The following is a 23531-nucleotide window of genomic DNA, read 5'->3' as shown; positions in this document are numbered from 1 at the left end:
CGAAATCACCACCCGTCGCGGCCTGCACCTCGGCAAAACGCGCCTCGCGCGAGGTCGTCGAGGGCTCACATTCGGTGATCACGCCGCCATAGCGACGCACCGTGTCTTTCTTGGCCTGCGGCGCGGTGCGCGGCATGACCACGTTGCAGGGAATGCCCCGCAGCATGGCCGCGTAGGACAGGCACGAGGCATGGTTGCCGCTGGAATGCGTCGCGACGCCTTTGGCCGCCTGCGACTCGTCCAGCCCGAACACTGCATTTGCAGCCCCGCGCACCTTGAACGCGCCGGGCTCCTGAAAGTTCTCGCATTTGAAGAACAGCTGGCACCCCGCCAACTCGCTCAGATAATCCGACACCCGCACCGGCGTAAGCCGGATATAAGGCGCAATCCGATCATGCGCACAAAGCATGTCATCGTAGGTCGGGATATACATCATACCGCTCCTCGCACTTGCAGCGCAGCCCTTGCACCCGGGATCACCGTGCCTGCACTGTTGACAGTCCGCGACCCCGCGACCTTTTCGGCCACCATTTCGGCGGTAACCGCGGACAGCGTCCAGCCAAGATGCCCGTGCCCGGTATTGTAGAACACCCGGTCGCGGGCGCTCTGCCCCACCTTGGGCATCATGTTCGGCATCATCGGTCGCAGTCCTGCCCATGGGATGGCGTGTTCGGTGCTCACACCGGGGAAGAACCGTTCGCACCACTTCACCAGCGGGCGTACCCGGTCGTCCCGAATGTCGAGGTTGTAGCCGTTGAACTCCGCCGAGCCGGCGATGCGGAAACGGTCCTTGCCCAGGCGGCTGGTCACGACCTTCGCCTCGTCATCGAGCAAGCTGATCCAGGGAGCAGACTGCTGGCTTTCCTCGTCATCGAGGCGAACGGTGATCGAATAGCCTTTGACCGGATAGACGTTCACCCGGTCGCCAAGCTGCTCCGCGATAGCCCGGCTTTCGACACCCGCACAAACGACGATGGCATCGAAGGTTTCGGTCTGACTTTCGTTGTTCCGGCTCCAGGTCAGGCGGACCTCGTTCTTGTCGACCTTCAGCGCGTCGACATCGGTGCCGAAGCGTAAAACCGCCCCACCCCGTTCGATGGATTTGGCAAGACCCGTCGTGTAGCGGTGAATGTCGCCGGTGAAATCGCTTTCGGTGTAGTAACCACCGTAGAAATCCCCGCTGAGCGCCGGTTCGATCTGGCGAACCTCTTCGGGCGCCACCGCGCGGCGCTCCAAACCACCCTCAGCCAGCAGCTTGTTGACCTCGGTCGCGTGGTCGAATTCGGCCTTGTCGGTGTAGATATGCAGGATGCCTCGGTTTTCGCAGTCGAAGTCGAAACCATGCCGCTCGGCCTTCTCACGAAGAAGCCCGCGCGCAGCAATCGCCATACGGGTCGTCTCGACGGTGTTCGCCCGGTATTGCGGGATCGACGCCACGAACTCGGCCATCCAGCTATACTTGTGCCAGCTCGGCTTGGGGTTAACGAGAAGTGGCGCGCCCCGGGTCATCATCCACTTCATGCCCTTGAAGACCGTCGACCAACGATTCCAGGTTTCGGCATTCGATGCCGACAACTGTCCGCCATTGGCGAACGACGTCTGCATCGCGGCATAACGATTGCGATCGAACAAGGTGACATCATAGCCCCTGTCCATCAGGCTTGATGCTGTAGTTACGCCAGTAATTCCGGCGCCGATTACGGCAATTCTGGTCATGGCATCCTCCCGCGACCCAAGGTTTCGTCCTGCCGGATGACAGGTCCAATCCCCTCTGTCGCGAGATGCGGAGGCTCCACAGCGCGCTTCAGATCGCCGCGCTTGTCACAGTCCTTTTGCCTGAGAGGTTCCGGGGGGTTGCTCCTTCGGCGCCGAGTTATCGGCCTCTCCTGTGACAGCTTGGTAGGCTGAAAAAGGTCTAAACCGCATTTAGTTTCACGTCAAGACTATTTTAAAGTGCATCTTTTTGCAGTTCTTTGGCGAGAGCATCTCGGTAGTCTTCCGAGGTCACCCAGGCCCCAAGACGAGCAAGGATTTCGTTGAACGCCCGCATCTCCTGAGCAGAGAGCGGGTCCGTCAGGATCACCTCTAGCCGATCAGACAAACGGCGCGCCACTTGGCGAACCTCCTTGCCCTTTGGCGTTGTGGAGAGCAGGAACACCCGCGCGTCCTCGCTTGAATTTTCTCGCTCGATCAGACCGGCGCCGATCAAATTCTGGATGATTCTCGAGGTCAAACTTCTGTCAAAACCAGTTATTTTCGCGATTTCTGCGAAAGTCGTGCCCGGCCGATCATCGATCAAACGCAACACACGCAGATCGCGGATCCGGCATCCCGTCTCTCTCAGGAAAATCTCGTCGTTTGCCTGGATCGCTTCTTGGGCGACGATGTTCAATCTGTATGTCAGGCGCTCGTTCTTGAAAGTCTTGTCGGTCTGCACGATCCGCTTCTCCTGTAGTCGATACCAAAAAAGTATCACGTCTTACCCTGATTTCCACACGAAATAGTCTTAACAAGAAACCATCTTGCCGGAAAAGTATCTCCGCGCAATATTCTCACATTGAGATAACTTGGAGCCCGCGAAGATGTTTCCCACCTGGTAAGAGACTCACCGCAAAACGTCGCAAGACTGGCTGCAGACCCTGCATCGCCACCCCGAAATCGGCTTCGAGGAAGTGCGGACGGCGGCCTTTGTCGCAGCACGGCTGACCGAGCTCGGTTACAGTGTAGCAACTGGCATCGGCGGCACGGGCGTCGTCGGGACCTTGTATGGTCAAGATGCGTCACCTGCTGCACCCGGACGTTGCATCGCCTTTCGGGCAGAACTTGATGCCCTTCCGATGCAGGAGAAAGCCACGGTCGGCTACGCGTCCGAAGTTCCTGCCCGGTTTCACGGCTGCGGGCATGACGGACACATGGTCACCGCACTGACCGCCGCCGCCTATCTCGCGACGCATCGGGACTTCGACGGCACAATTCGCTTCATCTTTCAGCCTGCCGAGGAACTCCTGACCGGTGCACGCGCGATGATCGCAGACGGCCTGTTCGAGCGGTTCCCCTGCGACGAGATCTACGCCTTGCACAACTCGCCGGACCTTCCCGCCGGTCAGCTCGGCGTGCCGGCGACAGCGGCGCTGTCGTCTGCGGACAACATTGATATCACGATCCAGGCGCAAGGTGCGCACGGGTCGATGCCGCATACCGGGCAGGATGCCGTCGCAGCCGCCGCCCACCTGATCTCGTCCGTTCAGCAGGCCGCTACTCGGAATTTTGATGCACGCCAAACCGGGGTGATGTCCTTTGGTCTGATCAAAGGCGGTACGGCACGCAACATCCTGCCCGATACCGTTCGGATCGAAGGGACCATGCGCACGACGGCGACCGAGGTGCGCGATACGCTGGCCGATTTGCTGCAGGACGCGGTGCGCGCGACCGAGCTTCTCTTTGGCGTTCTCATCGAGATCGACGTGACCAGCATGGTGCCCGTCACGCTGAATAATCCCGTCTGCGTCGCCGCCGCCGTGGCTGCCGCAACGCGGGTCGTTGGAACGGGTCGGGTCACCGAGAACGCCCGCAGTCTCATGGCATCCGAGGACTTCTCCGAACTCTCGGGGCTCGTGCCCGGTGCCTGCTTCTTCATAGGTCAGGGCGGCTATGCCCCTCACCACCCGGAATTCGTCTTCGACCCGGAAATCATCCCTGTCGGAGCCGCCATCTTTGCCGACCTGGCAAAGCACCGCACGAGCGCAACGCTCAACTCTCACCAACTGACCTGAACCAGATATCATCCTAGGGAGGATCCAGATGATCACCTTCACCAAGTCCATGCTCACCTGCGCTGTCGCCGCAACCGCAATGATGGCGGGCACGATGGCAAGTTCCGAGACGCTCACCATGTCGTCCTGGGTGCCGCCGACCCACTTTGTGCACACCGACTTCCTTGTGCCCTTCACCGAGAAGGTCGCCGAAGTCACGGAAGGTCGCGTCAACGTCGTGATCCTGCCCGCGCCGCTGGCTAGCCCGCCGCAGCACTGGGAACTGGCACGCAACGGCGTGGCCGACATCACCTGGGGCAACTTCACCTATGAGCCCGAGCGCTTCGTTTCGATGTGGTTTGCCGAGTTCCCGAATGCCGGGACCAATGCCGAAGCTCAAAGCCGGGCACTGTGGCAAACCTATGACGCCTATCTCGCCGACAACGCTGCTTTCGACGGTGTGAAGATGCTCGCGGTTGGCATGTTCGGCGGCGGCCAACTGCACCATGGCTCCAAGACCGTGACCTCGCCCGAGGATTTGGCCAACGTCAAGTTCCGCATGGGCGGGCCGATCCAGGAGAAACTGTTGACCTCGCTGGGCTCGGTTCCGGTGGCCGCACCCGCTACCAAGGCCTACGAGATGCTGGAAAGCGGCGTCATCGACGGATCGCTTCACACCATGGAATCGGTAGTCAACTTCCGCCTCGAAGACAGTCTCGAGCATCACACCATCTTCCCGAACGGCTTCTATGACGCGACCTTCTTCGTCATCATGAACGGCGCCAAATGGGATGGGTTGGCTGACCAGGACAAAGCCGCGATCGAAGGCATCATCGGCGAAGAACTCTCCGCCGCATGGGGCAAGAACTTCGACCTGCAGAACCCCGCCGCCACCGAAAAGCTGGGCGCGGCCGGTCATGAGATCGTGGAAGCCTCGCCCGAACTGATCGCGGCGGTGGATACCATCTACGACACGATGGTTGCTGACTGGGTGGAGGCCGCCAAGGCCGCTGGCGTTGCCGACCCGCAGGCCATGCTGTCCTTTTACAACGACACGTATGAGGCGCTTGCAACCGAATTCGCAGCGTCTGCATCGAACTAAACCGCGCAACGGGGACCGGTTTGCCGGTCCCCGCCTTTTTGGGAGGAGACAGGATCATGCTGTCCATGACATGGAAAGTCCGCCGGGGAGTTGAAACAGTCATGGCACTGTTCCTTCTGGCAATGGTCGCACTGACCTTCGCAGACGTCATAGGCCGCCGCATCGTCGGCAAGCCGATCTACGGGGCCAATGACATCACAGAGCATCTGATGGCACTGGTTGTTTTTGCCGGCCTTCCGCTGGTGACCGCTGCTGGGGCGCACCTGACAATCGACCTGCTCGACAAGCTTGTGAACAAGCCCTGGATGGCGTGGTGGCGCGTCCTGATCAGTGTGTTGGTGACCACAGTGCTGGCTCTTGTCGCCCGGCTCTTTGTCAAGCACGGACTGAACGCGTCGCGCATCTCGGAAGTCAGCCAGGCTCTCCGTGTCCCACGTGGCCCGCTCTATTTCTACATGGCCGCAAGCTGCGCCCTCTCGGCGCTGGCCGCCCTGGCCATCGCCTTCACCGGGCCGATGGTCGATCCCGAAGACACCCATGAGGAGGAAGCGCTATGATCGTCGGTTCCATTGCAATACTTGCGGCCATTATGCTGGCCTTTCTGCGGGTTCCCCTCGCCTTTTCCCTGCTCGCCGTCTCTGTGGCCGGGATTGGTTTTTCCATCAACTGGAACATCGCGCTGCAACTCTTGCCATTGACGATTTCCGATGCGGTTCTGTCCTACGATCTGGCCGTCGTGCCGATGTTCATCCTGATGGGAAACGTGATCTCCAAGACAGGCATCGCCCACGATCTGTTCCGCGCGGCCTATGCCTTTGTCGGCCATGTGCGCGGAGGGCTGGCGCTCTCGACCATGGTCGCCTGTTCGGGGTTCTCGGCGGTCTGCGGCTCAAGCTACGCCACGGCGGCCACCATGGCCAAGGTCGCCTATCCCAGCATGAAGAAGTACAAGTATTCTGATGAGCTGGCCTCCGGCACCATTGCCGCTGGCGGCACGCTGGGCATCCTGATCCCGCCCTCGATCATCATGGTGGTCTACGGCATCCTGACCCAGACCAATATCGGGGACCTGTTCATCGCCGGTGTGATCCCCGGTCTGCTGGGCCTCGCACTTTATATGGCCGCGATCCGGTTCGTTGCTGGCCGCAATCCCAGCCACGCCCCTCAAGGCGAAAAGACCCCGTGGCCCGAAAAGCTGAAAGCGTTGTCCGGCATTTGGCCTTTCGTTCTGCTCTTCGGTCTCATCATCGGCGGCCTCTATGCCAAGCTCTTCACGCCGACCGAAGCGGCCGGCATGGGCGCGGGCCTTGCGATCCTGATTGCAACCTTTCACGGGCGGCTGACCTGGGCCGTGCTGCGCAGGGTGATCATCGACACGGCCTATACGTCGGTGTCGCTCTACACGGTCCTGTTCGGCGCGCTGATGCTGTCCAAACTGCTGACCTTGTCGGGGCTGGCGGCCGGTGTCTTGGCATTGGTGCAATCCACAGGGTTGGAAGGCTATGCCCTGATCTTCGCGATCATGCTCGTGTTCATGGTGCTGGGCTGCGTGATGGACTCCATGGCGATCATCCTGATCTTCGTGCCGCTTTTCGCGCCCATCGTCGTTGCTCAAGGGTTCGACCTTGTCTGGTTCGGGATCATCGTGATCGTGGTGACCGAGATCGCACTGGTCACGCCACCCGTCGGGATGAACGTGTTCGTGCTCAAGGCGGTCCTGCCCGATGTCCCGGTGGTTCGGATCTTCAAGGGACTTGTCCCCTTCATCGCGGTCGATGTCGTACGCCTTGCCGTGCTGGTCGCCTTCCCCGCAATCACGCTCTGGCTGGGAAGCACCGTCGGATAGAGGCCGACCAGGCACAAAAACGAAGAGCGGCGGGCGAAGGAGATCCTTGCCCGCCGCTTTTTTCGTGCCGCATCTTCAGGGGCGCAGCAGGTCCGCAAGGTGATCCGGCGCCATCGGCACGATCCCCGTGGGATTGAGCGCCTTTATCGAATAGTAGCCTTGCAGGATGTGGTCGATGTCCACTGTCTCTCGCACACCAGACAGGTCGAGCATCCGCGCGAGGTAGCCCGACAGACGCGGGTAATCCCTGACCTGTCGCCGGTTGGTCTTGAACAGGCCATGATAGGCGGCGTCGAACCGGATCAGTGTCACAAAGGCGCGAATGTCCGTTTCAGTCAAGCTGTCCCCGAACAGGTAGTCGCAAGTCAACCGCTCCTCAATCTCGCCCAGCATGGCGAACACACCCTCCAGCGCCTCTTCATAGGCGGGCTGGGATGATGCGAACCCCGCCTTGTAGACGCCGTTGTTGAGCAAGTCGTAGAGGCGCGGATTCAGAGCGTCGATCTCGGCTGCCAGATGCGCGGGATAGAGTCGCAGATCTGAGGGCACGAGATGTTCGAACGCGCGATCGAACATGCGCAGGATATCGGCACTTTCATTGTTTACCATCACGTTCCGCTTGATGTCCCAAAGCACCGGAACCGTTGCACGTCCGGTGAAGTTCGGATCGGCACGGGTGTAGATCTCGTGCATGTAGCGCGCGCCGAAGAGCGGATCCTCGTCAGCGCCGGCAAAACCACCGAAACTCCATCCCTGATCCGTCAGGGTCGGGTTCACCACGGTCACCGGGATCATGTCCTCCAGGCCCTTGAGCTTGCGCGCGATCAGCGTTCGCGACGCCCAAGGACAGATCAGCGCGACATAAAGCCGATAGCGGCCAGGTTCGGCCTTGAACCCTTCCTCGCCTGTCGGGCCGGGCGCACCGTCCGACGTGATCCAGTTGCGAAAGCTGGAGGTCTGGCGCACGAAGCGGCCGTCCTTGTCGGCTTTTTGCACCGGCTGCCAGTTCTCCATCCATTTGCCGTCCACAAGCATGTGCCGGTCTCCTCAGGTTGCGTGAAAGATGAAGGACCGCATCGAGACCGATCCGAGATCGATGGCATCGGTCATGAAGGTCAATTCGTCGCGCGCATCTGACGCGCCGGCGATGGTCAGGGCTGGTAAGTAATGATCCACGGTCGGATGAGCTGCGGTGAGAAGAGCGCCCAGCCCGTCCGCATCCGCGAGCGCGCGGAAATCCCGGTCCACGAGACGATCGGCAAAAAGCGCATCAAACGCCTGCGCGAAATCCTGTGGCGTGCCACCCGGGCGCATGGCGCGCAGGTTGTGGACGACATTACCCGAGCCGAGGATCAGGATGCCCCGGTCCCGCAGGTCCGACAGAGCCCGACCGACCTCGAGTTGGTGTTCCAGCCCCCGTCCCATGTCGATCGAGACCTGAAAGACCGGAACATCCGCATCGGGATAAAGAAACTTCAGGACAGCCCAGGCACCGTGGTCGAGGCCCCAGGTATCATCCCCGGCGGCGCGGTGGCTGCTCAGAAGCGATATCACTTCGCGCGCCAGATCGGGCCGGCCGGGTGCCGGGTACTGCTGTTGAAAAAGCGCCTCGGGGAACCCGTAAAAATCATGGATCGTGCGCGGCATGGCCGAGACATCCACAAGGGTCGTTCCATTGGTCATCCAATGCGCCGAGACGACGAGGATCGCCTTGGGTCGGGGCAGGCTCTGGCCAAGCAGCGCCCAGGATCGGCTGAACGGCCCGTCTTCGATCGCATGCATCGGGCTGCCATGCCCGAGAAAAACGACCGGCATCCGGTCGGAGGGCGCAAATCGATCCTTGAGGTCTTGTAGGCTGTGAATACGCATGATGGGCCGCTTTCGAGTGTGTCCGAGCGGCCCAAGGGCCGCCCGGGAGTGATGGGAAGATCAGGCGAACTGGCCCAGTGCCCGCTGCAGCGCCGGGACTTTCAGGGCGAAGGTACCGCTGCCGAGCGTTGCAATCGCACCCTGCACGACTGCCCAGAAGATCGGGAACTCCCAACCGCCGCCTTCGGACGAGAACAGCCAGCCATTGCCGGCATGAACCCAAGTAGCGCCCAGAAGCACCGGGATCAGTGCCAGTGAGACAAGCCGCGTGCCGATGCCGAGGACCAGGGCGATCCCGCCGATGATCTCGGCAGCGATCGTGAAATAGGCCAGAAGCCCGGGCAGGCCGAGGCTCTCGAAGAAGCCGACGGTTCCGGCGACGGTGAAGACGCTGATCTTCAGCCAGCCATGGGCGAGAAAGAGCGAACCGCTGGTGACGCGAAGTGCGAAGGCAGCATAGTCAGAATTCGTGTGCGTGGTCATATCCGTGTCCTTTTGTTGAAAGCCGCCCGGAGACAGCTTGTCTGTGAAGGAACATAGGCCTTGCAGATAACCCTCAAAATGGCGAATATAGTAAATTACTTTCCACAATTTGTTCGTAATGGCCACATGGACCTTTTTGATCAACTCCGCGCTTTTGTCGCTACCGCACAGTCCGGCTCCTTCACCGGGGCGGCAGCACAGCTGGGCATGTCGAACCGATTGACCTCGAAATATGTGGCCGAACTCGAGCAGCGTCTCGGTGTGCGGCTCTTTCAGCGCACAACCCGCAAAGTTGGCCTGACCCCGGCCGGGTCCGATCTTCTGTCCCGAGCCCCCGCCCTGCTGGACGATCTTGACGAATTGCTCTCCGATATCTCGGACTCCTCGAAGGGGTTGACGGGCGTTGTAAGAATTTCCGCTCCGATCACGTTCGGCGAGGTCTACATCGCGGGAATGCTGGCGCGGTTCTCTGAACTTCACCCCGGGATCATCATCGATCTCAGGCTGAGCGATGCCTTCAGCGATCTTGCCGCAGAGGGGATCGATCTGGCCTTTCGGATTGGACGCTTTGACATAGCCTCTCTCAAGGTCCGACGACTGGGCACGTTCCAGAGCCTGCCTGTCGCCAGTCCGGCCTATGTCGCACGGGCCGGCCTCCCTGAGACCCCAAACGATCTTTCAGAACACAGCTGCATCGTCGATACCAACCGCCGGAATCCCAAGCGTTGGGCCTTCGAACATAATGGCACTCAGGTCGCGGCTCAGATCGAGGGCCGATTTCACGTCAATTCAGCAAGTGCCGCGGTCGATCTGGCACGCCGCGGTCTCGGGGTCGCCTATGTGCCAGGTTTCGCCTTGCGCGGTGCGCTCGATAGCGGCGATTTGGTCAGGCTGTTTGAAAACCATACCGGGGAACGCGGCGACGTCGCTGCCGTCTACCTTGAAGGGCGCACACTGCCTCGAAAGGTGCGCGCGCTGATCGATTTTGCGCTTGCCGATTTTGGAAATGCCGGCGCGTAACGGTCGCCGTGGCCTGGAAAGGGCCCCCGGCGTGGCGGACGTTTCAGTCCGGAGCAGCGGCAGGGCACGGTCATACACCCGTCCCCACGAAATCCGCCTTCATCCGGGCGCGTCAGACCGCGTTGATCCGGCAGGCGGGGCCCGACGGTGACAAGGTCGATGGCTATCGCAAGCTCGTCGACGGTCTGCGTGAGCAAGGGAAACAGGCTTCCGAGAACCGCGTGGTCCGGCTGGCTGGCCCGGCAGGTCTTTCTGCCCATATCGCCAAGAGCATGCCGGAAGCGCGAAGGAAGACCGGGCGGGAGGTCTGGCCGACCCCGCCCTGTCCGATCTGCGTCAGGTCGGCCGTGCCTGGCCTTGTGTCATCCACAGGAGTCCAAAAAGCATGAGAGCCGCACCCAGCGCCGCCGCGCCGGTTCGCACCGAGTTCCAGAAGGTCCAGCGCGGCAGGTAGGTCTGCTGCCAGTACTCCCGCGTCGCGCCCTGCGACAAGTCCATCCCGGCCAGCGCCTCGTTCAGCGGCACGTTGAAGGCGACCGTGACGCCGAAGCAACCGACAAGATAGACCAGCGCGGCGAGCAGGATCAGCGTCGCCGCCGGGCCATCGAGCCCGAACCAGGCATACCCGGCGAGGAAGACAGATATGCCGGCCATGCCGAGGAACAGAGCCATGAACAACCAGCGAAAGACCTCGCGGTTGATGACCTGCATGGCCTCCACGCCGCCGACGCCACCGGTAAGGGCGAGCGAGCGCATGATGAAGTCTGAAAAGGCGAGGAAGACGCCCGCGACCAGCGCATAGGCGAGGATCGCGAATTGCATCAGGACGAAGACGACAGGGGTCATCGGGCAATTCCTTTCTTGGCAATGGATGCGGCGGGACAGATGGCTGTCGCACCGCATCAAGGTGTCGGTCAGCGGGTAGCGAAACCGGTGATTGCGGGATCAGCACTTCGTCGAAACGCGAACAGGCAGAACCCGGCGATCGCGAGTTCCAGGACCAGAGCGCCCAGAATGCCGCCCGAGGGTACCCCGTCGACGACAAGGCCCAGAACACGGCCCGCCGGGAAGGCAAGAAAGACAGTCAGCGCGGCGGTCACGGCGGCTTGCCGCAGCGCCGGTCTCACGATGCCGGCCAGCATCACGGCTCCGAAGGCGGCGAGAGCGGCTCCGGGCGCGCGCAACTCGCTCAGCAGGCTGGGCTCTTGCCCCAGAACGATCCCGTAGCCTGCATAGAAGGCATGCGGTGCAACGAGGATGAAAGCGCCGATGCCCAGAGAAGTGATGCCAGAAACGCCGAGTGCGATTTTTTGAACAGGTGTCATTGGGTTTTCTCCGAATTGGGCTGACGACGAGGCTCAGGCCACGACCATCCACGCGTCCGCCTTGGCAGCGGAACGCGCGAACTCGGCGAAATCGCGGGGCGGACGGCCGAGGGCCTGCATGACGCCGTCGGCGGTGTGGGCGTTGCGGCCGTCGAGCGTCTCGCGGGCGATCGCGGTGAAGACATCGGCGACGAAATCGCCACCCGCGGCCGCGACATTCGCGTGGAAATCCTCGAAGCTTATCGGGATATGGCGGATCCTCTGCCCAGTGGCCTCGCTCAACACCCCGGCCATCTCGGCGAAAGTCATCAACCGGGGACCCGTAACTTCGTAGAGCCGCCCCTTGTGGCCCTCTTCGGTCAACGCCGCGACCGCCACATCGGCAATGTCCTCGATATCGATGATCGGCTCCGCGATATCGCCGCCCGGCATCGGCAATACGCCGGCCAGAACCGGATCGCGCAGATACCCTTCGGAGAAGTTCTGCGCGAACCAGGCGGCACGAACGATGGTGAAGTCCACGCCGGACTGGCGCACGACCTCTTCGCCCAGCCGGGCGTGGTGTTCGCCACGGCCCGAGAGCAGGACCAGATGCTCGACGCCGACGTCTTTCGCTGTCTCGACGAGGGACTCGAGCTTTTCGACCGCGCCGGGGAACGCAAGATCGGGGAAGTAGGTTACATAGGCTGCCCGGGCACCGGTCAGCGCGGGGGCCCAGGTTTCAGGCGCTTCCCAGTCGAAGGGAGTGCCGGAACTGCGAGAGCCGCGGCGGACGGGAAGGCCCTTGGCTTCCAGCTTTGCGGCGACGCGGGATCCGGTCTTGCCGGTGGCACCGATGACGAGGATGGGTTGGTGTTGCATGGGTTTCTCCCTGGTTCGAGTTGACGGACCAAGGGATAGGCAATCGCAGTCGACCCGTATTGACCGGGGTCGCCAACGTCTTGACCGACGCCGCCAGGGCCGGTCAGCGGCCGACGCGTTTCTTGCGGTAGCTCGCAGGTGTCATGCCGACCCAGCGTTTGAAGGCGCGGGTGAAGGAACTCTGTTCGGCGAACCCCGTCAGAAACGCGATCTCGGCCAGCGAGTGCCGATCGTCACGCAAGAGCCCTTCGGCCAGGTCGCGCCGGGTCTCTTCGGTCAGGGTCTGAAAGCTCATGCCGTGCTCGGAAAGCCGCCGGTGGAACGACCGGGCGCTGAGCCCGAGATCGCGCGCAATCTCCGCCATTTTCGGCGCGCCCGCGCTCAGCGCCTGCGCGATGGCCTCCTTTGTCCGCGTAACCAGCGGGACCTCGTCGGCGATCTCAGAGAGTTCGCGTTCGAGATGATCCGCGAGGTAGCGGGAAATGCCCACATCCCCGAGGATGTTCGGCTGCGCCAGCGTCTCGCGGGAAAAAAGGATGGCGTCGAGTTCCGCATCGAACCGGACTGGACCGCCGAACCAGTCCTCATGGGCGGCGACAGACCGTGGCGCGGGATGCCGGATCAGCACCTCGAGCGGCGCAACCGGCACCGGGCTGACCTGCCGGGCAATCGACACGGAACTCGCAAGCGTCGCTTCGTTCGACAACCGCATTCCCAAACGGCGCGCGCCCTCGCGATGCAGGATGAAGAGCGTGCCGCGCGGATCCGGGCGCAGCTCGTACTCCACAACGCTGGTCCAGAGCCGCGCATACCGTTCGACCCGCGCATAAGAAGCGCCCAGCGTCGTTGCCGCCTTGAATGCGAGGCCGAGCGCACCGTATTCATCAAGCCGCATCGACGCGCCTACCCGCAGCGGCAGATCGGTGACATCGACCTCCGCCGCGATCCGTTCCAGCAGGCCATAATAAATGCCGTCCGGGATCATCGCTTTCGGGTCCCATGCGCCTTCAGGATCTATGCCCGCGCCGCGCAGGAACGCCGCGCCGTCGATCGCGTCGCCAGCCGCGGCGACCACCTTGCGCGCGAAGAGAGAGGTTACATAGCCCATGGCGCCCATCCTAAGGTGGATTTGCGGAGGGGCAAAGCACCTAGGACTGGCAGAAAGCTTGGGGTCGTTATCCTGACCGGCAAACCCCGCGATCCTGTCCGACCAGACCGGGATGAGCGGCGACAGCAGGAGCGCGGCCCAGCCGGCCATCGACATCCCCCCAACAGCGAGAAGATCAGGTCATGGTTCATGGCATGCCCTGTCGGTACCGGTGCGGGCACAATCCAGCAAGACGTGAGCTGTGCCGTCCGAGATCCGCTCCTTCGAGCGCCGCCCCGGACCGACCTCAACCCGGATCTGCGTGAGCAGGTTGGAGAAGCGGTCGAAGCCAACGACGTCCACCGCTTCGTCAAGGTCGCACACCAGCCGGACCCTTCCGGGCCGGAGCGCCTGGGACACAAGCACCAATGCGTCGAAAGACTGTGACAGGCAGCACCCGGTCACCCGCCCGCCGCCCCCCGGTCTTTCCGCGGTCAGTGCAGCACCTCGGCATACAAGGTGTTCCAGTCTCGCGTGATCGTTGACAAGTCGCGTGTCATGCCCGCACCTCCCGACCCGTGCTGAAAAGACCCCAGCGCAGGGACTGCGCCCGTGCGATCTGCGCCAGTACGAGTCCCGTCAGCCCGACGAGCAGGACCTCCGCTACCGGTGCCGCGAACCAGATGCCCGGCTCTCCCAACGCGCCCGCCAGCGCAAATGTAAGCGGCACGGCGAAAAGATAGGGTTTGGAAAGCCCCAGTATCGCCGCGCGACCCGCGTCGCCGATAGCCTGGAAATGCATGGCGATCATCATCAGCGGCCCCGCGGCAAAGAACCCGGCCGAAATCACCGGCAAGATGCGCGCGACCTCCGCCACGACTCGCGGATCCGAAACGAAGGCCGATCCGATCGGAGTGGCAAAAGCTGTCATGCCGATCTGTAGCGACAGGCAATAACCGAAAGCCGCGAGGACCGCTGTCCTAAGGCTCGTGTCGCTGCGACGTAAGGCGCCCGCCCCATAATTGTTGCCCGTAATCGTCTGCATCGCATGGGCAAGGCCAAGGAGCGGCAGGAAGGCAAAGGTGATCAGCCGCGTGACGATCCCGTAGGCCGAAACACTCGCATCGTAATCCGGGGCCTCCACCCATTGCAGCGCGGCGATGATCGCCCCCGATCCCAAGGCGAACCCGAGGAAATTGAGGCTTTGCGGCGCGCCGAGCGCGAGAATGTCCCGCCATCCCGACAGCGGCGAATGGTGCCAGAGCGCAGAGGGTCGCAACCCGGTGTCGCCAAAGACCCGGAATGTGAGGATAATGGCTAGCGCCAGGGCCTGTGCAATCGCGGTGCCATAGGCAGAGCCCGCCACACCCATGTCGCAAAGCCCGATCAGGACGTAGTTGAAGCCCATGTTTGCAAGCGACACGAGCAGGCTCATCGCGGCCATGAACATCACCAGCCCTTCATTGCGCAGGGCATCGGAATTGACCGAAAGCACAAAGATCAACGGCGCAGCAAAGACACTGATGCGCAGGTAGATCAGCCCCATCTCGGCCAGATCCTCTGACCCGCCGGCGGCCAAGACCGAGACCGGCTTGCCAAAAGTCAGGAAGAGCGCGATCAGGATCAGACCGATAAAGACAGCGAGCCCGTGCGCCGCCGAGAACGTGGCGCGCGCCGCGTCAACGCGCCAGGCGCCGAACTGCAGGGCAAGGATGCTCGACATGCCCGAGGAGACCAGCGTGGCCAGCGCGACGATCAGCATGTAGAGCGGAAACATCAGCGTGACCGCGGCCAGCGCCTCCGGTCCCGCGAAATGCCCGAGGAAGAGGGCATCGACGACGGCGAGCGCGCCGTTCACGCCCATGACAAAGATGATGGGAAGCGCCGTGCGTGCGTAGATCAGGCCAAGCGGCCCTTCGAGAAATGAGTTGGTCTGGGACGACATGACCCCGTTTTCCTTCCGGCTCAGGTCGCGCAAGGATTGGACGGGGCCCGCATTACCATCCGCGCGACAGGTGCCGAGGATGACGAAGATCGTGTCTGCTACAGAACTTCACCGTGACAAATGTCGGCGGGCGGCAGGCGTCTGTTGCCTGAGAGCCGTGTAGATTGGCCGTCGCACTCTTGTCAAGCGGAACGGTTTCCACGCCCCAAGCGCGCGCCCTGACCACGGTTGACCACCCCCAGTGCAGTCCGGTGGAACGCCAGCGCACCCCAGGCGTCGGCCCCTTGCCTCCTGTCTCGGCCTCTGTTTTGCAAGACGCGCCAAGATCGTTTCGAGCAAGCCAAGGAACACAGGCACCTGTTCAAGAGGTGCCGCGGCCCGCAGATGCCCTCTGGCATCCGCGCGACCTCTGGACACGCCTGACGCGGTTCCGGCGCCCCGATTCCGCGCGCTATCCGCGCACCGGCGCCCATTTGGTCGAACGGACACCCATCGCATAGCGCAGCAGCGCCCAGAAGATCGCCGCGTGCCCCATCACGAACAGCACCGCCACCGACGCGCCCGGAAGCCGCCGGCCCCAGCGGGTCGTCACCGCGGCCAGCGCAACGGCACAAAGCGCGACCTGCGCGCCGAACATCGCCACATAGAACGCGCCCTGATCCAATAGGGCGACATTGGCCAGCAGCAGCAGTGGCAGAAGCCCCGCCACCAGACGGCGCAGCACCTTGTGGCAGAAGAGTTGCACCGCATAGAGCCCGGTCCGGCCCGGATTCATCAGCCCCGCATAATGCATCAATCCACGCCAGCCGCGCTCGGTCGAGCGCACCCGCCGCCCGAATTCTCCGCGCAGGTTCGAGGTCACCGCCTCGCGCGCCACCGCACCCGGCGCATAGGCCAGCCGGTATCCGCGCGCCACCACGCCCAGCGAGATCGCCAGATCGTCGGCCATGTCCGCCGGCACCACCCCGACCAGCCCCCGCCGCACCGCGTAAAGCGTCCCCTGCGCCGAGACCGTGCCCGCGATCCGGTCCTCGGCCTGTTTGAGCGCATTGTCATAGCGCCAGTAAAGCCGTTCGGCCCGCGCCAACAGCCCGTCGCGACCCTTGATCCCCAGTTGTCCGATACTGCCCCCGACCCCGGGGTCGACAAAGGGTGCCAACAGGCGGATCAGCGCATCCTCATCCAGCAGGCTGTTTGCATCCGAAAAGATCACGATCTCCCACTCGGGGATCATCGCCAGCCCGTGATTGAGCGCTGCCGCCTTGCCACCATGCTGCGACAACCCGATCACCTGGATATCAGCGTCACCCTCAGCCGCCGCTGCGGCCTCGGTCAGGGTGGCATCCTCGGACCCGTCCGAAACCACCAGTACCCGCACCCGGTGACCGTCCCGGCGCTGCGCCCTGAGCGAGCGGATCTTGGCGCCGATATCGCGCGCCTCGTTGCGCGCTGCGATCAGAACCGTGGCCGACTGCGTCACCGGCGGGTGCACCGGGCGGTCACGTACCAACCGCGCCAATCCGATCCAGAGCAGGCCATAACCAACCAGCGAAAACAGGATCAGCCCCAGGCAGGTCCAGAACAGCACCGTCATGCCGCCTGCCCCGCATCCACCCGCCAGCCACCCGCCAGCTGTGCCGCGCGCGCGCAGAGCGCGGCGAGGATCCAGGTGTATTTGATGTCCTCGTTGGGCATGAACAGGCTGGCGAACATGAACACCGCCATCGCGACGCCCAGTGCCTGGGCCAGCACCTGTGTCTCGGTCACCGGTTGCAGCCCGGCCTTCAGCGCCGCCCAGGCCGCGCTCAGCAGCGCGCCCAGGAACAGAGCGATGCCCACGATACCGGTTTCCACCGCCACCTCGAGATAGGCGTTGTGAAGCTGGCGCGCCTCGGCCTCGCGCCCGGGATACCAGCGGAAGGCGTCGCTGGCATAATTGACCGGATAGGCCCCCGGCCCCAGCCCGGTCACCGGATGTTCGGCCCAAAGCGCAAGGCCGATCTGGTTATAGCTGAGCCGCCGCAGCAGCGACCGGTCCGATGTATCGCCCTCGCCCAGGAAATCGCCCAGCACGCCGAACCGCTCGACCAGCGTATCGGGCGCGTTCAGCACCGCGACCACCAGTGCCGCCAGCGCCCCCAGCGCCACGACGGGGAACAGCCGGTGATGCCGCATGCGAAAGCCGATCAGCCCGATCCCCATGGCCACGGCAATCGCCCCCGAGCGCGCGCCCATCATCGGTAGCGCCACCAGGCACAGCAGCGAGATCGAAACCCACAACCGCCGCCCGCGCCGGTCATAGAGCGCCATCACCAGCGCCAGCATCAGGCTGACCGCCATCAGATGTGACGAGGTGGTGGGGTTATAGGCCGAGGCCCCGGCGGACCGCACCGCCCCCAGCCAGGCGGCCACATCAGCCTCGTCAGCATAGGGCAAAAGCCGCAGTCCGAACACGGTCTCGAGGATGACAAAGACCGCCGAAATCGCGCCGCTGGCCGCAATCACCAGCACCATACGCCGCAGATGCAGATGCGAGGTGACCGTCAGGCCAAGGATCGGCACCAGCAGCAGGGTCTGCAGGAACCCCTTGGTATGGTCATAGGAATAGGCCTGCCAATCCGAGGCCAGATACGAGACACACAGCCAGATGGCGAACAGCAGGGTGAACATCGCCGTGGGCGACAGCCGCAACCGCCCCTGCATCAGCGGATGGCGCCGCACCGTCAGCAAGAGCGACAGCAGAACCAGCGCGGTGACCGCCTTGAACAGCGAGATTGGCAGTCTCTGATCGACCAGCAGCGCGATCCCGTCGAGCTGGGCCAGCGCCACAAGCAGGTAGGCGCCCAGCACGGTGTTGCCCAGCACGGCAAACCCGCCCAGCGCCGCGGCCAGCAGGCCCGCGGCCATGGCCGGGCCGGACAGCGCGGCCGCGGCGGCCATCACTGCTCCGCCAAAACCCAGCGCCAGCTGCCGCGGCGCCGGGGTCATCCCACGCGCCCCCGGATATCGACATAGGCCACCGCCACCGGCAGAGACCGCGACAGGTTGCGCAACTGGTCGAGATAGTCGCGCAGCTCGGCCGCCGACAGCTCGTCCCGGCCCAGCGTGATCAGCACCGCCGCACTGGGCGGCATGTTGCCCGGTCGTACCGCCCGGCGCAGCAGCCCGGTATGAACCTGGTCGCTATAGGGATAGCTCTGCATCACCCGGCGGCCCACCGCCTCGGCGCGGCGCGGATCCGACACGTCGAGGACCGCCACCATGTCGTCGGTATCCAGCGCATCCCAGTCCAGATAGGGCCGTGACAGCTCGGATGCGGTGGCGCCCTTTTCCTCGGCCGCCGGTGCGCCCGTCAGCTCGGCCGCGCCCAGCGCCGCCGGAGACAGCACCCGCAGCCCGGACACGCCAGACAGATCGGTCTGGGTGCGCAGACGGGTCGCCATGTAATCGCGGCTGAGCACGAGCATCATCGCCAGCAGGAAGCCCGACATCGCCCCCATCACGGTCCGGTTCACCACCTTGGGCTCCTCCGGCAGCACCGGCGGCGTTGCCAGATCGACGATGCGCAGGGTCTCGATGCTTTCGGCCTCGCTGATGCGGACCTCCAACAGGCGCGCGTCGATATCGTTCAGCTGCCCCCGGGTGCGCTCGATTTCCGAGTTCAGCCCCTCGAACCGAGTCTCAAGCTTGGCCAGCGCCGCGATCCGCTGTTCCAGCCGGGCGACGATCTTGTCGCTTTCGACCACGGCGGCGTCCAGTTCCACCTCGCGCAGGCGCGACAGGTTCAGCTCTTCCTTGGTGGTCTGGGTCAGCCCGTCATGCCGGTTGAGCGGCCGGTCCGGCAGAAAGGCACGCAACTGCGCCTGAATGGCCAGCAGGCTGCGGCGGTCGGCATCGCGTTGGGCGGATTCGGCAAACAGGCGGGCCAGCAATTCGCGCCGCTCGGTCTCGATCTCGACCACGCCCGAGGCAGTACGCAGCGCGTTGCGCTCGTCGATCAGGTCGGACAGGCGGCGCTCGGTCGCCAATTTCTGCGTCTCGAGGAAGCTTGCCAACTCGCCGGTGGTGGCGGCCACCTGTTCGCGGCTGCGGGCGCGATAAACGCGCGCCAGCACATTGGCCAGTTCGGCCGCAATCTTCGGATCTTCCCAGGCCACCGAGATTTCCATCACGAACGAGCTTTCGACCATCTTCAGTTCGATCGCGTCCTGGATCTCGGTCACCAGATCCTTTTCACCCGCCGCTGCCCCGGCACTGCCGGAATTGAGCCAACGCAGACCGGCCTCGACATTTTGCTTGGCGTTCTTCGCAAAGGCCAGCAGCGCCGGGATCTGCTGCTCTTCGGGCGCGCCCCCCGCGGCGCCGAACACCTCAAGCCGGGCGCGCTCGGCGATCTCGCGGCTCTTGAGATATTCGATATGGCTGCGGGTGATCACATTAGCGCTGTCCAGCGAGGACGAGCGTACATAGACCTGCGAATAGCGCAGTTCAGCGTCGGTGGGCTGGGCGGTCACCTTGGCCGAGGCGCGGTAGACCGGCGAGAAATTCAGCTTGTAGACCGCATAGGCACAGGACAGCGCCGCGCAGGCCAGCATCAGCAGCAGGATCAGCCGGCGGCTCTGCCGCATCAATTCGGCCACGTGACGGATGGCGGCACCCGCCTCGTTCTGGCGCGGTGCCTCGCCACCCCCCTCGCGCGGGCCGGACGGGTCGGCGGGCCGGTTGCGGGCGGGGCTGGGCAGGTCGTGGATCAACTCTAGTCGCGACATGGCGAGGGGCTCTCCTGCAATGGGGCCGCCGCCTCGGCGCCAAGCGGCGCCGCGAACGAGGGTCCGGAACGAGTGGTTGGCGGCGGCACGAGGCCGCTCCATACCCAGCGGGGAAATTCGGGACGACGCCCGGAGGCGCCGGTACGCAGACGATCAAGCAGCCAGAGCGGCACCAGCGCCGACAGCGCCTCGGCCACCGCGATAGCGGCATGGTCGGCACGGGTCAGCCCGCCCGCCGCACCGGGCGCGGCAAAGCTGCTGTTGGGCGCGTATTCCGGCGCAAGGCCTGGCGCGGGCGGCAAGCCCAGCGCATCGACCATCGCCGCCACCGATGCGGCGCCACCCGCGACGAAGCCGCGATAGTCGAGCACGCTCACCCGCTCGGGGAACTGGCGTGCGAACCGGCGCAGAACCCGCCGGTGATAGGCATTGGACAGCGCCCCGCGCAGCACCGCGGGCAACCGGGCCAGCCCCGTGCGCGGCACCCGGCCATAGGCCCAGAGCCGCGAGCGCACCAGACCGGCGCTGTCACGGTGGATCGCAACAAAGCGCGCATCGGGATAGGCCGCCGCGATCCGGGCCGCTTCGTGTAAGTGATGGGGCGATTTCTCGACCCAGGCCAGCGCACCCTGCTGGCGGGAATGGGCAGTCATCGCCTGGCGAAAGAACACCTCCGGATCGCCTACTCGCTCCAACCGGTGCCTGTCCTCGTCCGTCAGGTCCAGCAGGCGGCCATAGTCGCTGTCCAGAAACGCCGCCACAGCCTGCGCCCGGGCGCTGGCATTGGTCCAGTCCCAGGCATGGGCGAAATGAGAAAAGAACACGCTCTCGTGAATGCCCCTATGGCGCGGATCGGTCACCCCGGCCACATCCGGATGCGCCGCCAGCAGGTTGCCGATCAGCGTGGTGCCCGAACGTTGCAGGCCCAGAACAAAGATGGGGCGCGGTGCGGTCATGGCGTTACCGTGCGGGCGCCCTGCGGCGCCTGCCCCTTGCCGGCAGCGGCGAACAGTTCCAGCTGGCGCCGGGCATTGACCCGCAGGTCGAACTCGCGCTCGACCAGCGCCCGCCCCTGCCAGGCCAGTTTGCTGGCCGCCTCGGGCGCGTCATGCACCTCCGTCAGGGCCGCCGTCAGCCCCGCCACATCGCCCGGCTCGGTCAGCCAGCCGGTCTCGCCGGGCCGGATCAGTTCGGGAATGCCCGAGACATTGGTCGAGATGGCGGGACGGGCATAGGCCAGCGCCTCGATCATCACATTGGGAATGCCCTCGGTCCGGCCATTGGGCCCGATGATCGAGGGCGCGACACATACCGATGCGGCGCGGTAGAACCCGTCGATCTCGCCGAATGGCCGCTGGCCGAGAAAATGCACCCGGTCATCCAGGCCCAGCCCGGCGCTCAGCGCCTCGAGCTTGGCGCGATCCGGCCCGTCGCCCACGATGTCGAGCTGCCAATCCGGCCGGTCGAAACCGGCCAGCGCCTTGAGCAGCACGTCGACGCCCTTGCGCTGTTGCAGCGAGCCGACATAGAGGATGCGAAACCCGTATTCGGGAGGCGGCGAGGCGCTGGGGGTGATCGCCGAGACATCGACGCTGGAATGGATGACGGCCACATCCTGCTGACGGATGCCCGGCACATGCTCGGCCAGGAAGCGGCTGGCATAGGTGCTGACCGCCCGCACCAGCGCGGCATCAGCGAATTTTTGTTCCAACAGACGCTGACTGCGAAAGATGTCATGCGCCCGGCAGCTGATCGAATAGGGCACGCCGGAGACGCGGTGGGCGATCCAGGCGGCGGTGGCGGGATGGCCGGCAAATTCCGCATGGATGTGATCAGCGCCCCAGTTGCGCAGCTCTTGCCCCAGTCGCAGCGCCGCAGGCAGCAATGCCAGCGACTTGGCGGCAAACTTCACTTCGCGCCCCTGATGCAGCGCGATGCTGCCCGCCAGCTGCGCCGCAGCCAGCGGATGCGACGCCAGCGCCGCAAGCGAGCGTGGCGCGAACAGCGGTACATGCCGCGCGCGGCGTCCCGCCTCGGCCCCGAAATCGTGCAAGATCTGATCGGTGCGCCAGGGCGCCAGGTGATACAAGCGCAGGTCCACCCCGGCCTCGAGAAATGTCATCAGGTCGCGCAGGATGAAGGTTTCGGTTGTCTTGGGAAATTCGGTAACGATAACGGCCAGTTTCATGACATCCCCTCCTGCAAGGCGCCCGATCCGGCGCCACGGCCCCGGACACGCGTCCGGGCCAGCAGCCGCACTGCGCGGCGCAGCGCGCCCACTGCGCCCAACACGACAACCCATCCCACGTAACCCTGAAAACAGCGGATCTGCGCCCGCACCGCCAGATCGTCGATCCAGCCGCAGCGGAAGCCCGCGTAATCTTCGCCGATATGAACCCGCGACAAGGTCGCCGCCGGGTCCGATGCGGCGTTGCGCGCCTGCCCCGCCGTGGTCGCAATGAACCCCGCCTCGCGCGCCAAAGCCCGAGCGCGGTCGCTGGTCTGGTTCTGCGGCCAGCAGAACAGCACCGGCGCGCGGCCCATCTCGCGGGTGATCACCGCGCGGCTGGTGGCCAGCACCGCGCGCACACGCGCGTCATAGGCGGCATCGCTTTCCTGACCGGTATCCGACGACCAGCCCCGCGCGGCAAGCGCCGGCGCGCTGACCGGCACGGCGCTGCCCAACGGCACCGGCCGGTTGCGGCGCAGGTACCAGTCGTGCTTGTCCCCCGGCATCCGCGCCCATTGCATCCACGACAACCGCCCCGCATTCTCGGGCGTCAGATGGTCAACCGTCTCGGGTCCCGTTGCGATGCGGCCATGATCGGTGCCATGTGCCTCGATGCGAAACGTGCCTTCGGCCTCGAGCGCGCGCAGCTCGTCCCAGCTGAGGTAACCGTCCCAGCGCAGCGGGCCGTCCTGCCCCATCATCGGGCGCAAGGGCTGCGGCGGCGCGATGAAATCGGTGGACACGAACAGCGCGGCACAGGCGCCGTGGCGGCGCAGGATCGGCGCGGCGGCGACCCAATTGTCCAGATAACCGTCGTCGAAATGCAGCGCCATCCAGTTGCCCGGCACCGGCCGCCCCGCCAGCCGCGCCCGCACCAGCGTCTCGCTGTCGACGATCTGCATCCCCATGCGACGGAACAGGCGCAGCTGCCGGTCGAGCGAGGCCGGCCGGATCGAAATCTCGGAGCGCCAGGGCAACCAGGCCGCGTTATCGCTGACACTGTGATAGGTCAGCACCGGAACCCCCGGCTCCAGCCGCCAGAAGCGCGCCGCCGCGAGGAAACCTGCGCCACCCGCCAGCAGCCCGAGCAGCCCGGCCGCCGGGACCCCGGCCAGCGCCACCAACCCGCCGCCCGCGAGACCGCAGAGCAGCGTCACCGCCAGCATCCGTAGCAACAGGCGCCGGCGCGTGGCACGGCGGGCGGTCGTATGCGGGGTCAGGGACCGGGCATCGGACATCACC

23 protein-coding genes and 1 riboswitch are annotated in these 23531 nt (G+C 64.4%); of the genes, 5 read left to right on the top strand and 18 right to left on the bottom strand.

The window, feature by feature from the left end:
• From AC2FL1_RS17620 to AC2FL1_RS17610, 3 genes are all read right to left on the bottom strand, one after another.
• A partial coding sequence (locus AC2FL1_RS17620) for a pyridoxal-phosphate dependent enzyme (protein WP_496877795.1) occupies positions 1 to 433 on the bottom strand: 433 nt, incomplete at its 3' end.
• Complete coding sequence (locus AC2FL1_RS17615) at positions 433 to 1716, bottom strand: D-amino acid dehydrogenase (RefSeq protein WP_496877794.1); 1284 nt, start codon at positions 1714 to 1716, stop codon at positions 433 to 435. The genes AC2FL1_RS17620 and AC2FL1_RS17615, both read right to left, overlap by 1 nt.
• 98 nt (positions 1717 to 1814) lie before the next feature.
• A riboswitch (glycine riboswitch) is annotated at positions 1815 to 1899 on the bottom strand.
• A 49-nt stretch (positions 1900 to 1948) separates the two neighbouring features.
• On the bottom strand, positions 1949 to 2437 hold the full coding sequence (locus AC2FL1_RS17610) for a MarR family winged helix-turn-helix transcriptional regulator (protein WP_496830146.1): 489 nt from the start codon (positions 2435 to 2437) through the stop codon (positions 1949 to 1951).
• Between the two features lie 193 nt (positions 2438 to 2630).
• Between AC2FL1_RS17610 and AC2FL1_RS17605 the strand changes: the two genes are divergently transcribed.
• The 4 genes from AC2FL1_RS17605 (at position 2631) to AC2FL1_RS17590 (ending at position 6700) form a co-directional block, all read left to right on the top strand.
• Positions 2631 to 3773: a M20 metallopeptidase family protein gene (locus tag AC2FL1_RS17605; protein ID WP_496877798.1), complete on the top strand. Its 1143-nt coding sequence runs from the start codon at positions 2631 to 2633 to the stop codon at positions 3771 to 3773.
• 28 nt (positions 3774 to 3801) lie between these two features.
• On the top strand, positions 3802 to 4854 hold the full coding sequence (locus AC2FL1_RS17600) for a TRAP transporter substrate-binding protein (protein WP_496877793.1): 1053 nt from the start codon (positions 3802 to 3804) through the stop codon (positions 4852 to 4854).
• A 101-nt stretch (positions 4855 to 4955) separates the two neighbouring features.
• On the top strand, positions 4956 to 5411 hold the full coding sequence (locus tag AC2FL1_RS17595) for a TRAP transporter small permease (RefSeq protein ID WP_496877792.1): 456 nt from the start codon (positions 4956 to 4958) through the stop codon (positions 5409 to 5411).
• The gene (locus AC2FL1_RS17590) at positions 5408 to 6700 is read left to right on the top strand and encodes a TRAP transporter large permease (RefSeq protein ID WP_496877791.1); all 1293 of its coding nucleotides are present in this window, start codon (positions 5408 to 5410) and stop codon (positions 6698 to 6700) included. Before AC2FL1_RS17595 ends, AC2FL1_RS17590 begins: the two co-directional genes overlap by 4 nt.
• A gap of 75 nt (positions 6701 to 6775) precedes the next feature.
• Here AC2FL1_RS17590 and AC2FL1_RS17585 read toward each other — a convergent pair whose 3' ends face one another.
• From AC2FL1_RS17585 to AC2FL1_RS17575, 3 genes are read right to left on the bottom strand one after another with little or no spacing between them, the layout of a single operon-like run.
• Positions 6776 to 7735: a glutathione S-transferase family protein gene (locus AC2FL1_RS17585; protein ID WP_496877790.1), complete on the bottom strand. Its 960-nt coding sequence runs from the start codon at positions 7733 to 7735 to the stop codon at positions 6776 to 6778.
• A gap of 12 nt (positions 7736 to 7747) precedes the next feature.
• On the bottom strand, positions 7748 to 8569 hold the full coding sequence (ygiD, locus tag AC2FL1_RS17580; RefSeq protein WP_496877789.1) for a 4,5-DOPA-extradiol-dioxygenase: 822 nt from the start codon (positions 8567 to 8569) through the stop codon (positions 7748 to 7750).
• Between the two features lie 60 nt (positions 8570 to 8629).
• Complete coding sequence (locus tag AC2FL1_RS17575; protein ID WP_496877788.1) at positions 8630 to 9052, bottom strand: DoxX family protein; 423 nt, start codon at positions 9050 to 9052, stop codon at positions 8630 to 8632.
• Positions 9053 to 9178: 126 nt separating this feature from the next.
• Here AC2FL1_RS17575 and AC2FL1_RS17570 point away from each other — a divergent pair, with 126 nt between their 5' ends.
• Positions 9179 to 10072, top strand: coding sequence for a LysR family transcriptional regulator (locus AC2FL1_RS17570; RefSeq protein WP_496877797.1), 894 nt, complete (start codon positions 9179 to 9181; stop codon positions 10070 to 10072).
• A 336-nt stretch (positions 10073 to 10408) separates the two neighbouring features.
• Here AC2FL1_RS17570 and AC2FL1_RS17565 read toward each other — a convergent pair whose 3' ends face one another.
• The 12 genes from AC2FL1_RS17565 to AC2FL1_RS17510 all read right to left on the bottom strand — a co-directional run bounded on the left by AC2FL1_RS17565 (position 10409) and on the right by AC2FL1_RS17510 (position 23527).
• Positions 10409 to 10918, bottom strand: a complete 510-nt coding sequence (locus tag AC2FL1_RS17565; RefSeq protein WP_234145934.1) for an anthrone oxygenase family protein — start codon at positions 10916 to 10918, stop codon at positions 10409 to 10411.
• A 68-nt stretch (positions 10919 to 10986) separates the two neighbouring features.
• Positions 10987 to 11397 carry a DUF4345 domain-containing protein gene (locus AC2FL1_RS17560; RefSeq protein ID WP_496830126.1) on the bottom strand — a complete coding sequence of 137 codons (411 nt, stop codon included), beginning with the start codon at positions 11395 to 11397 and terminating at the stop codon, positions 10987 to 10989.
• A 33-nt stretch (positions 11398 to 11430) separates the two neighbouring features.
• Positions 11431 to 12258 (bottom strand): NAD(P)H-binding protein, encoded by an 828-nt coding sequence (locus tag AC2FL1_RS17555; protein WP_496877787.1) that lies wholly within the window; start codon positions 12256 to 12258, stop codon positions 11431 to 11433.
• Between the two features lie 103 nt (positions 12259 to 12361).
• On the bottom strand, positions 12362 to 13516 hold the full coding sequence (locus tag AC2FL1_RS17550) for an AraC family transcriptional regulator (protein ID WP_496877786.1): 1155 nt from the start codon (positions 13514 to 13516) through the stop codon (positions 12362 to 12364).
• Between the two features lie 30 nt (positions 13517 to 13546).
• The gene (locus AC2FL1_RS17545) at positions 13547 to 13843 is read right to left on the bottom strand and encodes a glyoxalase superfamily protein (RefSeq protein ID WP_496877796.1); all 297 of its coding nucleotides are present in this window, start codon (positions 13841 to 13843) and stop codon (positions 13547 to 13549) included.
• 58 nt (positions 13844 to 13901) lie between these two features.
• Positions 13902 to 15290, bottom strand: coding sequence for an MATE family efflux transporter (locus AC2FL1_RS17540; protein WP_496877785.1), 1389 nt, complete (start codon positions 15288 to 15290; stop codon positions 13902 to 13904).
• A gap of 451 nt (positions 15291 to 15741) precedes the next feature.
• Positions 15742 to 16884, bottom strand: coding sequence for a glycosyltransferase (locus AC2FL1_RS17535; protein ID WP_496877784.1), 1143 nt, complete (start codon positions 16882 to 16884; stop codon positions 15742 to 15744).
• A complete protein-coding gene (locus tag AC2FL1_RS17530) occupies positions 16881 to 18278 on the bottom strand; it encodes an O-antigen ligase family protein (protein ID WP_496877783.1) in 1398 nt (465 codons plus the stop codon). Before AC2FL1_RS17530 ends, AC2FL1_RS17535 begins: the two co-directional genes overlap by 4 nt.
• Entirely contained in the window at positions 18275 to 20059 is a 1785-nt protein-coding gene (locus tag AC2FL1_RS17525) for a GumC domain-containing protein (RefSeq protein WP_496877782.1), read from the bottom strand. Before AC2FL1_RS17525 ends, AC2FL1_RS17530 begins: the two co-directional genes overlap by 4 nt.
• A complete protein-coding gene (locus AC2FL1_RS17520; RefSeq protein ID WP_496877781.1) occupies positions 20047 to 21015 on the bottom strand; it encodes a sulfotransferase family protein in 969 nt (322 codons plus the stop codon). Before AC2FL1_RS17520 ends, AC2FL1_RS17525 begins: the two co-directional genes overlap by 13 nt.
• On the bottom strand, positions 21012 to 22247 hold the full coding sequence (locus AC2FL1_RS17515) for a glycosyltransferase family 4 protein (RefSeq protein WP_496877780.1): 1236 nt from the start codon (positions 22245 to 22247) through the stop codon (positions 21012 to 21014). Before AC2FL1_RS17515 ends, AC2FL1_RS17520 begins: the two co-directional genes overlap by 4 nt.
• A complete protein-coding gene (locus AC2FL1_RS17510; protein ID WP_496877779.1) occupies positions 22244 to 23527 on the bottom strand; it encodes a polysaccharide deacetylase family protein in 1284 nt (427 codons plus the stop codon). Before AC2FL1_RS17510 ends, AC2FL1_RS17515 begins: the two co-directional genes overlap by 4 nt.
• Positions 23528 to 23531: the final 4 nt, after the last annotated feature.

It is taken from the genome of Ruegeria sp. YKSF070, from assembly GCF_059612725.1.
The sequence above is the reverse complement of the archived record's forward strand: the minus strand, read 5'-3'. Positions and strand labels throughout refer to the sequence as shown.

What these genes read in the sequence shown, in the direction of transcription:
- AC2FL1_RS17615 (WP_496877794.1), bottom strand. Translation starts at nt 1,716, where the DNA reads ATGACCAGAATTGCCGTAATCGGCGCCGGAATTACTGGCGTAACTACA.
- AC2FL1_RS17600 (WP_496877793.1), top strand. Translation starts at nt 3,802, where the DNA reads ATGATCACCTTCACCAAGTCCATGCTCACCTGCGCTGTCGCCGCAACC.
- AC2FL1_RS17595 (WP_496877792.1), top strand. Translation starts at nt 4,956, where the DNA reads ATGGCACTGTTCCTTCTGGCAATGGTCGCACTGACCTTCGCAGACGTC.
- AC2FL1_RS17590 (WP_496877791.1), top strand. Translation starts at nt 5,408, where the DNA reads ATGATCGTCGGTTCCATTGCAATACTTGCGGCCATTATGCTGGCCTTT.
- AC2FL1_RS17585 (WP_496877790.1), bottom strand. Translation starts at nt 7,735, where the DNA reads ATGCTTGTGGACGGCAAATGGATGGAGAACTGGCAGCCGGTGCAAAAA.
- ygiD (WP_496877789.1), bottom strand. Translation starts at nt 8,569, where the DNA reads ATGCGTATTCACAGCCTACAAGACCTCAAGGATCGATTTGCGCCCTCC.
- AC2FL1_RS17575 (WP_496877788.1), bottom strand. Translation starts at nt 9,052, where the DNA reads ATGACCACGCACACGAATTCTGACTATGCTGCCTTCGCACTTCGCGTC.
- AC2FL1_RS17570 (WP_496877797.1), top strand. Translation starts at nt 9,179, where the DNA reads ATGGACCTTTTTGATCAACTCCGCGCTTTTGTCGCTACCGCACAGTCC.
- AC2FL1_RS17565 (WP_234145934.1), bottom strand. Translation starts at nt 10,918, where the DNA reads ATGACCCCTGTCGTCTTCGTCCTGATGCAATTCGCGATCCTCGCCTAT.
- AC2FL1_RS17560 (WP_496830126.1), bottom strand. Translation starts at nt 11,397, where the DNA reads ATGACACCTGTTCAAAAAATCGCACTCGGCGTTTCTGGCATCACTTCT.
- AC2FL1_RS17555 (WP_496877787.1), bottom strand. Translation starts at nt 12,258, where the DNA reads ATGCAACACCAACCCATCCTCGTCATCGGTGCCACCGGCAAGACCGGA.
- AC2FL1_RS17550 (WP_496877786.1), bottom strand. Translation starts at nt 13,516, where the DNA reads ATGGCCGGCTGGGCCGCGCTCCTGCTGTCGCCGCTCATCCCGGTCTGG.
- AC2FL1_RS17540 (WP_496877785.1), bottom strand. Translation starts at nt 15,290, where the DNA reads ATGTCGTCCCAGACCAACTCATTTCTCGAAGGGCCGCTTGGCCTGATC.
- AC2FL1_RS17535 (WP_496877784.1), bottom strand. Translation starts at nt 16,884, where the DNA reads ATGACGGTGCTGTTCTGGACCTGCCTGGGGCTGATCCTGTTTTCGCTG.
- AC2FL1_RS17530 (WP_496877783.1), bottom strand. Translation starts at nt 18,278, where the DNA reads ATGACCCCGGCGCCGCGGCAGCTGGCGCTGGGTTTTGGCGGAGCAGTG.
- AC2FL1_RS17525 (WP_496877782.1), bottom strand. Translation starts at nt 20,059, where the DNA reads ATGTCGCGACTAGAGTTGATCCACGACCTGCCCAGCCCCGCCCGCAAC.
- AC2FL1_RS17520 (WP_496877781.1), bottom strand. Translation starts at nt 21,015, where the DNA reads ATGACCGCACCGCGCCCCATCTTTGTTCTGGGCCTGCAACGTTCGGGC.
- AC2FL1_RS17515 (WP_496877780.1), bottom strand. Translation starts at nt 22,247, where the DNA reads ATGAAACTGGCCGTTATCGTTACCGAATTTCCCAAGACAACCGAAACC.
- AC2FL1_RS17510 (WP_496877779.1), bottom strand. Translation starts at nt 23,527, where the DNA reads ATGTCCGATGCCCGGTCCCTGACCCCGCATACGACCGCCCGCCGTGCC.